Annotated in this window: 9 protein-coding genes; 5 read left to right on the top strand and 4 right to left on the bottom strand. The window is 60.0% G+C overall.

The annotated features are described in order from the left end of the window. Nucleotides 1–5: 5 nt before the first annotated feature. The gene (locus tag KT71_RS21170; protein ID WP_434780715.1) at nucleotides 6–317 is read left to right on the top strand and encodes a GIY-YIG nuclease family protein; all 312 of its coding nucleotides are present in this window, start codon (nucleotides 6–8) and stop codon (nucleotides 315–317) included. On the opposite strand, the gene KT71_RS18250 is transcribed toward KT71_RS21170, so the two are convergent. Continuing rightward, nucleotides 274–2,187 (bottom strand): ABC-F family ATP-binding cassette domain-containing protein, encoded by a 1,914-nt coding sequence (locus tag KT71_RS18250; protein WP_008293851.1) that lies wholly within the window; start codon nucleotides 2,185–2,187, stop codon nucleotides 274–276. The two genes, KT71_RS21170 and KT71_RS18250, sit on opposite strands and share 44 nt — an antisense overlap. Before the next feature lie 20 nt (nucleotides 2,188–2,207). On the opposite strand from KT71_RS18250, the gene KT71_RS19895 reads away from it, so the two are divergent. Continuing rightward, the gene (locus KT71_RS19895; protein WP_008293852.1) at nucleotides 2,208–2,732 is read left to right on the top strand and encodes a TIGR02444 family protein; all 525 of its coding nucleotides are present in this window, start codon (nucleotides 2,208–2,210) and stop codon (nucleotides 2,730–2,732) included. A 6-nt stretch (nucleotides 2,733–2,738) separates the two neighbouring features. Here the strand turns inward: KT71_RS19895 and KT71_RS18240 are convergent, their stop codons facing one another. Next, the gene (locus KT71_RS18240) at nucleotides 2,739–4,571 is read right to left on the bottom strand and encodes an ABC transporter ATP-binding protein (protein ID WP_008293853.1); all 1,833 of its coding nucleotides are present in this window, start codon (nucleotides 4,569–4,571) and stop codon (nucleotides 2,739–2,741) included. A gap of 323 nt (nucleotides 4,572–4,894) precedes the next feature. Here KT71_RS18240 and bamJ point away from each other — a divergent pair, with 323 nt between their 5' ends. After that, nucleotides 4,895–5,551: a BamJ family beta-barrel-assembly machinery protein gene (gene bamJ / locus KT71_RS18235; RefSeq protein WP_274518428.1), complete on the top strand. Its 657-nt coding sequence runs from the start codon at nucleotides 4,895–4,897 to the stop codon at nucleotides 5,549–5,551. Between the two features lie 489 nt (nucleotides 5,552–6,040). Here the strand turns inward: bamJ and KT71_RS18230 are convergent, their stop codons facing one another. After that, a complete protein-coding gene (locus tag KT71_RS18230) occupies nucleotides 6,041–6,538 on the bottom strand; it encodes a disulfide bond formation protein B (protein ID WP_008293855.1) in 498 nt (165 codons plus the stop codon). Continuing rightward, entirely contained in the window at nucleotides 6,539–8,134 is a 1,596-nt protein-coding gene (gene gshA, locus KT71_RS18225; protein ID WP_023660329.1) for a glutamate--cysteine ligase, read from the bottom strand. Between the two features lie 255 nt (nucleotides 8,135–8,389). Here gshA and KT71_RS18220 point away from each other — a divergent pair, with 255 nt between their 5' ends. Together KT71_RS18220 and KT71_RS18215 are read left to right on the top strand one after the other, a co-directional pair. Continuing rightward, nucleotides 8,390–9,427, top strand: a complete 1,038-nt coding sequence (locus KT71_RS18220) for an efflux RND transporter periplasmic adaptor subunit (RefSeq protein ID WP_008293857.1) — start codon at nucleotides 8,390–8,392, stop codon at nucleotides 9,425–9,427. After that, a complete protein-coding gene (locus tag KT71_RS18215) occupies nucleotides 9,427–12,582 on the top strand; it encodes an efflux RND transporter permease subunit (RefSeq protein ID WP_008293858.1) in 3,156 nt (1,051 codons plus the stop codon). Before KT71_RS18220 ends, KT71_RS18215 begins: the two co-directional genes overlap by 1 nt. Nucleotides 12,583–12,592: the final 10 nt, after the last annotated feature.

Below are 12,592 nucleotides of genomic sequence, written 5' to 3'. Positions count from 1 at the left end.
CGAATTTGGACGGTAAGGACGCCACCGATAGTACGGCGACAGACTCCACCTGGTGGGTATACATGCTGCGCTGTGCCGATGGCTCTCTTTACACCGGCGTCACCCGGGATCTTGCCCGTCGCATCCGGCAGCACAACGGTGAACTGGTGGGCGGGGCAAACTACACGCGGGCTCGAAGGCCGGTGGCTGTCGTCTGGAAGGAGCAATGGGAGAGCCGGTCCGCCGCGCAGGTGCGAGAAGCTGCCGTCAAGCGCCTGTCACGCCGCAAAAAACTTAGCCTCCTGGGGTCATCGCCTCCAGAGATTCCTGCTTCGTGAGCCACTCGCCTTCCACGGCTTCCAGCTCGCTGCGATAGCTGCCCTGTTCCCGAAGAAGCTCCGTCAGCTTGGCTTTGTGTTCCTGTTCGTAGATTGATGGATCAGCGAGAGCCGTTTCAATCTCTGACAGCTTGTTTTCCAGAGAGGCCATACGCTTTTCAAGCTTTTTAATGGCCTGCTCCAGGGGGCGCCTCTGGGCGCGGGTTTCTGCCGCCGCGCGTCTCTGATCGCGGCGATCCACGGTGGTTTTTTGTTTGTCGGCGCCCTCCGCCCGTTGGGGGCCGCTGTCTTTCGGCTCGTCGCTGCCGCGAAGGATGAGGGCTTCATAGGCATCCAGGTCACCATCGAACAGGCCCAGATGACCTTCGGCAATGCGATAGAGACTGTCGGCCGTGCTGCGCAGGAGGTGGCGGTCGTGGCTCACCACAATGACCGCCCCGGAGAATTCCAGCAGGGCGATTTCCAGCGCCCGACGCATCTCAAGATCCAGATGGTTGGTGGGCTCGTCCAGCACCAGCACATTCGGCTGCTGCCAGGCCAGGATTGCCAGCGCGAGCCGGGCCTTTTCTCCGCCGGAGAAGGGGCGCAGCTCCGCATCCGCGCGCTTGCCCCTGAAATCGAAGCCCCCGAGAAAGTCCCGGAGGGTCTGTTCCCGGGCATCAGGGGTAATACGCTGAAGGTGCAGTAAGGCGGAGCTATCCAGATCCAGGGTATCCACCTGCTGCTGGTCAAAGTAGGCGATGCGACAACCCTCACTGCTGTGGCGTTCACCGGCGAGGAGGGGGAGCTCGCCACAGAGAGTCCTTAAAAACGTTGTTTTACCCGAGCCATTGCGACCCAGGAGCGCCATGCGGTCACCGTTTCGCAAACTGAAGTCCGCGCCGGTGATAAGCGGCGTTTTGTCATAGCCTACCTGGGCGCCGCGGAGCTCGATGAGGGGGTCCCGGCCCCGGGGCGGCTCGGGAAAGCGGAACTCAAAGGGGCTGTCCTCATGAGCCAGAGCCATTTCGCCCATGCGCGCCAGTTCTTTGAGGCGGCTCTGGGCCTGCTTGGCCTTCGTCGCTTTGGCGCGAAAGCGCCGGACAAAATCTTCAATCTCGGCGCGGCGCCGCGCGTGTTTCTCCGCGCTGGCCCGCTGTTCCGCCAGGCGCAGGGCCCGCTGTCTCTCAAAGTCGCTGTATCCGCCTTTGTAGCTGTTGAGCCGCTGCTGCTCGATGTGTAGCACCGCCGAGCAGCTTGCATCGATAAAGTCGCGGTCGTGAGAAATGAGCAGGAGCGTTCCCCGGTACGCTTTGAGGAAGTTTTGGAGCCACAGGGTGGTGTCGAGGTCGAGGTGGTTGGTGGGCTCATCCAGCAACAGCAAATCCGACGGCATCATCAGCGCTCGGGCCAGCGCCAGGCGCACTCTCCAGCCGCCGGAAAATTCCCCGACGCTGCGCCGGGCATCTTTGTCTTCAAAACCCAGACCCAGCATCAGTTGCAGGGCGCGGCGCTCAGCGGCGTAGCCGTCGCAGGCCTCAAGCTGGGAGTGAAGGGCCGCGGCCGCGGTATAGTCGCCCCGGGCTTCAGCGCTTTGCAGTTCTTTCAGGAGTCCTGCGACCGCCGCATCCCCTCCGAGGACAAAGTCTCCCGCGACCTCCTCGCTGGCGGCAACGTCCTGTGCCATGTGGGCGATCCGCTGCCCCTGAAGACCCTCGATCTCGCCTCTGTCGGCCTGTAATTCGCCAAGCAACATGGCAAAGAGACTGGATTTGCCGCAACCATTGGCGCCCGTGAGGGCGATCTTCTGCCCCGGGAGCAGGCTGGCGTTGGCCTCCTCAAAAAGAAGACGGTCTGCACGGCGGAGGCTAAGGTCGCGTAAGATAATCACGGGCGGGGAGTTTACTGGGCGTGGACGCAGGGGAACAGACAAACAATCGGGAAGAAGACACCCCCAGGGCGGACTTGTGGCGTTTTGCGGTGGGTGTCTACGGCAATCCGGGGGTGGCAGAGGCCTGCCTGAGCGCGCAACAGCGCTGGGGCATCGACGTCAATCTACTGCTGTACGCGTGTTGGTGTGTGAGGCGGGGGGGGTGCCTGACTCCGGATGATCTGCGCCGGGCCGAGGAACGTTGCCGGTCCTGGCGCGAAGGCGTAGTGCTGCCCCTGCGCGGGCAGCGCGAGCAGTGGCGCGACGCTTCGGAGTGCCGTGCCGACTACGAAGCCATCAAAGACCTGGAGTTGCAGGCGGAGCGCCGGCAGCTGGAGTTTCTGGCGGATCTCTTTGCGCAGGATCATGGAAGTGACCCGGTCATCAGGTCTGCGGCGCAGGCCCCGGCCGGACACCTCGACGAACAGTTGAAGGAACTCGCAAAGCATTACTGTCTGGAAGAGGACGCTTTTGCAGACTTCAGCGCAGCGGTGCTAAAAGCTTAGATTTCCTCAGTCCAGCGCGAGGAATCCACCGGACTGGTAATCCCACAGCCGCTTGTAAATGCCGTTTTTAGCGATGAGCTCCGCATGGCTGCCGGTCTCTACGATATTGCCGCCATCCAGAACGATAAGCCGGTCCAGCGCAGCGATGGTCGACAGGCGATGGGCAATGGCGAGCACGGTTTTACCCTCCATCAGCTCGTAGAGGCTGTCCTGAATAGCGACTTCCACTTCGGAGTCCAGCGCCGAGGTAGCTTCATCGAGCACCAGTATGGGCGCGTCTTTGAGCATTACCCGCGCGATGGCAATGCGTTGACGCTGGCCGCCGCTGAGCTTCACGCCGCGCTCGCCCACCTGCGCATCAAGACCCCGCGCGCCCCTGTGGTCCTCGAGATTGTCAATAAATTCATCGGCACGGGCGCGTTGGATGGCCGTGCGCAACTCTTCTTCACTGGCGGTCTCCCGGCCGTAGAGGATATTGTCGCGCACGCTGCGGTGCAGCAAGGAGGTGTCCTGGGTCACCATGCCGATGTTGGCGCGCAGGGACTCCTGGGTGACCCGAGAGATATCCTGTCCATCGATGGTGATACTCCCACCCTGGAGATCGGAAAAACGCAAAAGGAGATTCACGAGGGTGGATTTTCCGGCACCGGAGCGACCGATGAGACCGATTTTCTCACCGGGGGCAATGTCGAGGTGGAGGTTCTCAAAAACCGGCTTTTGCGGCGTGTAGGCAAACACGATGTTGTTAAAGCTTAGCTGCCCCGACCTTACCTCCAGGGGCGTCGCCTCCGGATGGTCCTCTACGTCGATATCCCGCGACAGGGTGCTGATGCCATCGCGTACCGTGCCGACGTTTTCGAACAGGGCCGAGACCTCCCACATTATCCACTCACTGATGCCGTTGATGCGCAGGCACAGGGCCAGGGCCGCGGCGATGGAGCCCGGTGAAATGGCGGCCTCAAACCACAGATATAGCGCCGTAGCACTCACCGTGAGGAGCATCAGGGTGTTGTTGGCGGTGATGGAGGTTTCCATCCAGGTGACCAGCCGCATCTGGGGATGGACCGTTCCCAGGAATTCTTCCATCCCCTCCCGCGCATAGTTGGACTCCCGCTGGGCGTGGGAAAAGAGCTTTACCGTGCCTATGTTGGTGTAGCTGTCGGCGATGCGCCCGGTCATCATAGAGCGCGCATCGGCCTGAGTCTCCGACACTTTCTGCATCCGCGGCAGGATGGTCTTCAGGATAAACACGTAGATCAGCAACCAGATAAAGAGCGGCACGGCCAGCCGATAATCGATGCTGCCCAGCAGGAAAAGTACCGACAGAAAATACACCGCGACATACACCAGAATATCCAGGGTGATGAGCACCACGGAGCGCACCGCGAGGGCGGTTTGCATGACCCGGGTGGCAACCCTTCCGGAGAACTCATCCTGAAAAAAACCAAGACTCTGGCGTAACAGATAGCGATGAGCCATCCAGCGCACGATCATCGGGAAGTTGCCCATGAGCGTCTGATGAAGGATGAGGGACTGGAGCGCTACCATGAAGGGAAAAGCCGTAAGCAGCCCGAGCATGAGCCACAGAAGAGTCCGGCCGCCAGCGGCAAAAATGGTCTCCGGCGTCGTATTCGACAGGAGGTCAACGCCTTGGCCGAGGACTTCAAACAGCGCCACTTCTACGATGGCAATGCCCATGCTCAGCACCGACATGGCGATCAACCAGGGCTCGAGGCCCCGTGAGTGATGGCGACAAAAACGAAGCACGGAAGCGGGTGCCCGACGCGGCTGCCGGTCGGGAAAAGGATGTACCAGTTGTTCAAAAAACCGAAAGGCCATGCTGTGATTCTGCCGTCGTGGAAAAAATGGCGGTTTGCGGGTGCCTCTCACGAGGGCTCTCAGTGTAGCGTGTCCCCCGTCGCGGCACAGCTCAAGGGTGGCAGACGGGGCATACAGCGTTTACACTTGCGCCCTCGAAAAGCGTGGACCTCTGTTTGCGAGGTGACTCATCTTGGTGAGACCACTGCCTCAAGGTTCAGTTTCCGTCGAACTCTATCAATTCACAGGAAGTATCCATGAACATATTTTTGAAGCCCGCGGTAGCGTTATGCGCCGTGATTGTGCTGAGTGCATGTCAGCAACAAGACTCAGGAGAGACTGCCGTGGCTGAACTACAGCTTGAAACCCCCAACCAGCGATTGAGCTATGGCGTCGCCCTGGGCCTTGGCCGCAACATGGCGAACGACGGCATGACCGTTGATGTCGACTCCTTCGCTGCTGGCCTGCGTGATGCGATGACCAACGCCCCCCAGCGCCTGAGCGATGAAGAAATCCAAGCTGAGATGATTGCCTTTCAGGAGCGCATCAATGCCGAGCGGGAGTCCATGACCTCTGCAATGGCAGAAGCCAATGCGGCAGCGGCCACGGCTTTCCTACTTGAGAACAGCACTCGCGAAGGTGTTGTGACCACGGAATCAGGTTTGCAGTACGAAGTGATCGAAGCGGGCGACGGCGCGACCCCCACCGCGGAAGACAGCGTGCAGGTACATTATCGCGGCACGCTTATCGACGGCACCGAGTTTGACTCCTCCTACGCACGTGGGGAGCCCGTAACCTTTGGTGTGGGCCAGGTCATCAGCGGTTGGACCGAAGCACTGCAGCTCATGCAGGTTGGGTCCAAATACAAGCTCTTCATTCCCTCGGAGCTTGCCTATGGCGCCGGTGGTGCCGGTGAGCGTATCGGTCCGAACGCCGCCCTGATCTTCGAAGTCGAGCTGCTGGATATTCCGACGCAGAGTGACGCAGAAGCAGAAGGCTAAGCATCTGACATCAGCCGAGGCCGATTAGTCGGGTTCGTCGTGATGTGAAGAGAGGGTCTCAATGTGAATTGAGGCCCTTTTTTTTTGTGCCTTAGATCGATTGGTCGAGAGAGGGCTATCCGCGTTGATCACTACACTCGCCGGGTAGGGGCGCGCTCGCTTCGTGACAAACGCGGATAGACAGGGCTTGCGCAATGTTGAGACAGGACTGCGCGCATTGATCACTCCCCTCGCTAAGTTGGGGGACGCTCGCTCCGTAATCAACGCACGCAGTCCTTGTAGCCAGCGAATGGCACTCGCACATTAATCAGCTTCGCTCGAGCATATCGATGCATCGATGTTGCACGCCGCTCAGGCAAGTGGGTGCGATTCGCGAAGTAAGCGTCCACCGATCCAGCGCACTGAGCGGATCGGGCCCGCTTGCCGGATTAACGTGTCTGTTTAATCCCGGCCACTTGCCTGATTAGGGTGTGTAGCGAACTATGACTGCTAGGCCTTCCGAATGAGCTGAAACACCGACACGCCTGCGAGTACGACAAACAGCGCCAGCGTTTGCTCGGGAATGCTGAGCCCCGCGAATGTCCAGACGGTCTCGGCGCAATTGCCGTCGCCCATCATGACTACGGAAAAGGTTTCCGAGAAGGGTAGTGTTTCGAGCATGTACTCGAGGCTGGGTCCGCAGGCGGGGGCGAGCTCTTCGGGGAGATTCTGAAGCCAGATGTGGCGCATAGCAACGGCACCACCCAGGGCTGCGCTGACAAGGCACAGGGTGGCGTAAACGCGGCGACCCCATCCCCGGGGATTGTGCAGGGCTGCCAGGAGCGCAAAGACACCGACGAGCACCACAAACAGACGCTGGGTAATGCACAGGGGGCAGGGTGGCAGGCCCAGAGTTCGCTCCAGATAAAAAAGCGCAAAAGCCATGGAAATAATGGTCAGTAAAAACAAGCCGAAGAAAAGGGGCCGGATGTTCAGCAGAGCGTTCATTTATTCTCCGTGGTTCAGTGCTTTGTACTGGTCAAAGTAAGCGGCGAGGTAATCCTCGAAACTGACGCTATCTGCGGCCTCGATGTCTGCCTGGCGCTTAAGCGATGCGATGCTTTCATCGACAAGCGCCTGCTCCGCATCGGGGTGGAGTTTCCGCTCCTTAAAGTGTTCCGCCCAGCGGTTGCTGTAGCCCATGGCAAAACGATAATAGGGCATACCTTTTTCACGCATTTCCCGAAGAACCCGTGCCGAGGGTAATTCCACGTCGCCGCGTACCTTCGCCTGCTGCTCTGCCAGCGCTGCACTGTACTCCGTCGTTTTGTGAACGCCGTCGAGAAGCTCCGCGCTCTCCGTGATATCACCAAGAAGCTCCTCGGCCCAGTCTGTGAGTAATCGGGAGCCCGAGGGTGTTTCCAGTTGCAGTCCGGGTTCCCGACCGCGATTGACCACTGCACTGAGATTTGCAGCCTGCTGGTCCTGCTGTACTTCGTCACAGGGCGGGCTGGGTTGCGTCAGGCAATGCAACAGAAAGCTGTCCAGGAGGCGAATCTGCGCACTGTCGATACCCAGGGGGTGGAAGGGGCTGACGTCGATACAGCGGATTTCCACATACTCAATGCCCCGGGCGTGGAGTGCGGTTAACGGGGTTTCGCCGCTGCTGCCCGGACGCTTGGGCCTGATGGTGCTGTAAAACTCGTTTTCGATCTGCAGAAGGCTGTCATTGAGCTGCATGTACTCACCGTTCTCTTTGCCCTTGTATGCCGCGTAATCGGGATGGGGGCTGAGAATCGCCTGAGTCAGGGTGGCGATATAGTTGTCCAGGGAGTTGTAGCAGGCGCGCAGGGACTTTTGCGCCGAGCTGTTGTAGCCCAGATCGCCCATACGCAGGGCCGTCGCGTGGGGAAGATGCAGGGAGTTGCCCTCAGCATCAAAAGCTTCGAGATGATGCTCACCCCGGCCGCGCATGAAGCTCGCACAGACCGCGGGAGAGGCGCCAAAGAGATAGATCAGCAGCCATGACCAGCGATGGAAATTGCGGATCAGTCCCAGGTATCGTGAAGTAATGTAGTCCTTGAGGGGCCCCTCATCGCCGTCGGCCTTCTGAGCCTCGGGCCAATACGACTCGGGCATCGAAAAATTGTAGTGCACGCCGGCAATGGCCTGCATCAGTCGACCGTAGCGGTTGCCCAGGCCGTAGCGGTATACCGTCTTCATCCGACCCACGTTGGAGCTGCCGTAGCGCGCCACGGGGATGCCCGCATCGCCGGCAACAATGCACGGCATACTGGCGCTCCAGAGACGCTCACTGCCAATGTGCTGGTAAACAAAACTGTGCACATCTTCCAGGGTCTGGAGCGTATCTTCGATACCCGTGGATACCGGTGTGATGAACTCCATGAGTGACTCGGAGTAATCCGTGGTGATGCTGCCGTGGGTGAGAGCGGATCCAAGCGCTTCCGGATGGGGTGTTTGGGCTAAAACGCCGTCTCCCGCAACCCGCAGGCTCTCTTTCTCGATGCCACGACAGATACCGCGAAGCATCTCTGGCTGGAATCTGGACAGTTCCACCAGTTGTTGCTGCCAATGGGAATTCAAAATTGTCTCCTCGTCGCGGTTTGTTGCGACGACGCCTGGGGCTCAGCCCTTTTAATGTTTGTGAAGCAGCAAAGTGACGCCGCGTGGGGCGCGATGATACACCGTCCTTGGGAGCATTCGATAGCGCCGGAATCAGCAATCCGAGTCCCTGCGGACCACGTAGGGTTCAGGGCAAAACCACAGCTTAGGAGGCGCTCGGTGTTATCATAGCGGTCTTTCTACTTTCCCTTCTTCTGCAGGAGTTACGAGGTAACTATGAAACCCTTGGTCATTGTTATTGGTCTGGCAGTTGCCGGCTTCTTTGCCTGGCAGCAATTTGGCGGGTCATCTGACGATGTCATGGCGCGGCAGCGTCCCGCGGCGCCGGTTACCGTGATCGAGGTTGAATCCCGGAGCTTCCGGGATCGCATCCCCGCCCTGGGCACCCTTCAGGCCTGGGAGTCCGTCGATATCACGGCACCCGTGGCCCAGCGCATCACCAGTCTTAACTTTGAAGACGGCGACGTCGTGGAGAAGGGACAGGTACTGGCAACTCTCCGTCAGGAGTCGGAGCGGGCCTCCATGCGCGAGCTCAGTGCGCGCCTTGCCGATGCCCGACGCGAGGTAAAGCGCCTCACGGACCTCGCCCGAAAAAACCAGGTGGCGCAAACAGAGCTGGATTCAGCGAGCACTGAGGTCGAGGTCTTACAGCATCAGATCAGTGAGCTGGAAGCACGCATCGCAGATCTCACCATTGTTGCGCCATTCTCCGGTGTGCTCGGTCTTCGGGAGGTGAGCGAGGGCGCTCTGGTGTCTTTTGGTCAGCGCCTGACCACGCTGGATGATGTGAGCCGTATGCGACTGCAGTTCACCGTGCCGGCACGTTACCTCGGTGTGCTTCAGCCCGGCATGCCCATCATCGCCAAGAGCGCGGCTTTCAAGGAAGACTTTCAGGGCACCCTGTCTGCCGTAGGCAGCCGGGTGGACCCCGTGGCGCGGGCCATCACTGCCCGGGCCGTTGTCCCCAACGAAGACGGGCTCCTTCGGGCAGGGCTGCTTATGGAGATTGAGGTTACGGGAGAATCAAACACGGTACTGATGGTTCCCGAAGAAAGCATACAGAGCCGCGCGGCCCGACACTTTGTCTGGAAAGTCGACGGTGAGCAGGCGCTGCGCAGTGAGGTAGAAATCGGGGCCCGTATCCCCGGCTGGGTAGTTATCTTAAACGGAGTGAGCGAAGGCGAGCGCATTGTTCAGGATGGCATTATTCGCCTCTCGGGCAACGCGATGCCCGTACGCGTGGTGCAAAGCTGATGTTACTTTCTGATGTCGCCGTTCGACGGCCTGTCATGGCCCTGGTAGGCAGCGCGCTGATCGTTGCCTTTGGATTACTGGCCTTTGATCGCCTCCCCCTGCGGGAATATCCGGATATCGACTCGCCCATCGTCACGGTGCAGACCTCCTACCCCGGTGCGTCTGCCGCCGTGGTTGAGAACAAGATTACCGAGCTTATCGAGAACCGTCTGTCGGGCATTGAGGGTATCAAAACCCTGAGCTCCGCAAGCTACGACGGTGAGTCTACGGTGACCATCGAATTCAATCTGGATCGGGATATTGACTCGGCGGCCAATGATGTCCGCGATCGCGTGTCCGGCGTTCTGGATAATCTTCCTGAGGAGGCCCTTCCCCCGGAGACCCGCAAGAGCAACAGCGATGAACAGGTGATTTTCTGGTCTCACCTGGTGGGCGAGAACATGTCGGCCCTGGAGCTCACGGATTACGCCCGCCGTTACCTTGAGGACCGCTTTGCGGTGCTTGATGGTGTGGCGCGCGTGCGGATCGGCGGCGGTCAGATCTACTCCATGCGGATCTGGCTGGATCGCAACGCGCTGGTGGCTCGGGGTCTCACGGTGGCCGATGTGGAGCTGGCACTGCGGAGTCAGAACGTCGAGCTCCCCGCGGGCACCATCAAGTCCTCAGAGCGGGATTTTGTGGTGCGTATCGATCGTAGCTATCAGGTCGCGGAGGATTTTCGGGAGCTGGTGCTGGCGAGGGGCGAAGACGGCTATCTGGTGCGCCTTGCCGATGTTGCCCGGGTAGAGCTTTCCAGTGCCGAGTCCCGGAGCATGTTCCGGGGCAATACCGAGTCCATGGTGGGCGTGGGTATCGTCAAGCAGAGCAAGGCCAACGCACTGAGTGTGGGTCGCGCGGTGCAGGAAGAGATCAAGCGTGTTAATCAACAGCTGCCCGATGGCATGGAACTCGTGGTGGGTTTTGACCGCTCCGTCTTCGTGGATGCGGCCATCAATGAAGTGTTCTCCACGCTATTTATCGCCGGCGTGCTGGTGGTGATCGTGATTTTTCTGTTTCTGGGTGATCCCCGGAGCGTGCTGGTGCCGGCCCTCACGGTACCCATCTCACTGATCGGCAGCTTCAGCATGCTCTGGGTGCTGGGGTACAGCATCAACCTCCTGACCCTCCTCGCCCTGGTGCTGGCCATCGGTCTGGTGGTCGATGACAGCATCGTGGTGCTTGAAAACATTCACCGCCGCCTCGTGCGCGGTGAGTCCGCCCTGGTGGCCTCCTATCGCGGTGCCCGGCAGGTGGCGTTCGCGGTCATTGCCACGACCCTGGTGTTGGTGGCGGTATTCATTCCCATTACTTTTTTGGAGGGCAACGTCGGCCGGCTCTTCGCGGAATTTGCGGTGGCCATGGCCATTGCCGTGATTTTCTCCAGCTTTGTGGCCTTAACCCTGGGGCCGGTGATTTGCTCCAAGCTCCTCAACAAGGACAAGGTGTCCAACCGTCTCGCAAACAAGGTCGAGGAGCTGAGCGAGGCCATGGAGCTTCGTTACCGGAAGGTGCTGCGACCTTTTGTGGAGCGGTCCTGGCTGTTTATTCCCGTTCTGCTGCTTTGCGTGTTTTCTGCCTGGCAGCTCAGCAAAAGCGTGCCCCAGGAGTTTTCTCCCACGGAAGACCGCGGGGTGCTGTACATGATCGCCGCCACGCCCGAGGGCTCCTCCTTCGAGTACACGGTGGATCAGGTGCTTCAGGTGGAAGAGCTGCTCATGCCCCTCGTAGAGAGCGGGGAGGTGCGACGCCTGCTGATTCGCGCCCCCGGCTGGGGTGGCGGTGAAGCCTTCAACCAGGCATTTACCATCATGGCCCTGGCGCCCTGGGAAGAGCGTGACCGCACCTCCCAGGAGATCGCTGCGGACGCCCAGAACCGGGTGAAGGACATTGCCGGCGCCAGAGTCTTCGTGCGCGCGCCGCGCTCCTTCGGCGGGGGTAATGCGGACCCCGTGCAGTTTGTCGTGGGCGGTGACAGCTACGAGAACCTCGCCGAATGGCAGGACATCATGCTGGCGAAGGTCGCCGAGAATCCGGGTCTCCTGCGGGTAGATACGGATCTCAAACCCACCAAGCCGCAGCTGCGGGTTTCCGTGGATCGCAACCGCGCCGGCGACCTGGGCATCAGCCTCGCGGACATCGGACGCACCCTGGAGACCCTCCTGGGCTCCCGCCGCGTCACCACCTTTATCATGGGCGGTCGCGAGTATGACGTGATCATTGAGGGCGATCGGGAAGAGTCCCGCACCCTGTCAGATCTGGACAATATTTATGTGCGCTCCAATACCACGGATAGACTGATACCCCTGTCCAACATCGTGACCCTTCGCGAGGAAGCCGGCGCAGGCAGTCTCAATCGCTACAACCGCGTGCGTTCCTTTACCCTGACGGCGTCTCTTGCCGATGACTACAAACTCGGCGAGGCCCTGGATTATCTGCAGGAAGTGGTTCGAACGGAACTTCCCGAAACGGCGAGCTTTGACTTTAAGGGCGAATCCCTGGAGTACTACCGCGCAAGCGGCAGCGTCTACATCACCTTCCTCCTTGCCCTGCTCATCGTTTACCTGGTGATGGCGGCTCAGTTTGAGTCCTTTGTGCACCCGGCAATCATCCTGTTTACCGTCCCCGTGGCGCTGCTGGGTGGTCTCTGGGGGCTGCAGCTCGTGGGTGCGACGCTGAACATCTACAGCCAGGTGGGGTTGATCATGCTCGTGGGGCTGGCGGCGAAAAACGGCATCCTCATCGTGGAGTTTATTAACCAGATGCGCGATGCGGGCTTTGATTACGATCAGTCGGTGATTGAGGGGGCCAGCAAGCGTCTTCGTCCCATCGTAATGACGGCCTTCACCACGGTGATGGGAGCCTTGCCCCTGGTGCTGTCTTCGGGTCCCGGCCACGAAGTACGCAGCGTCATCGGTGTGGTGGTCATGGGTGGTGTCGCCCTGGCTACGCTGGTGACCCTGTTTCTGGTGCCCATGGCCTACAGCCTCCTGGCGCGAGGCACGGGCTCACCGGAGCTGGTAAGTCGGCAGTTGGATGCTGAGATAGAGGAGTTTGAAACCAGCAAAAAAGCCCAGACAACTGGCACGCCGGCTATAGTGGGTCAGGACGGAAGCTGATTTCTACACC

The organism is Congregibacter litoralis KT71 (assembly GCF_000153125.2).
GTDB classification, from domain to species: Bacteria; Pseudomonadota; Gammaproteobacteria; order Pseudomonadales; family Halieaceae; genus Congregibacter; species Congregibacter litoralis.
Note: the sequence above shows the minus strand (reverse complement) of the source record. Positions and strands in the feature narration are given on the sequence as shown.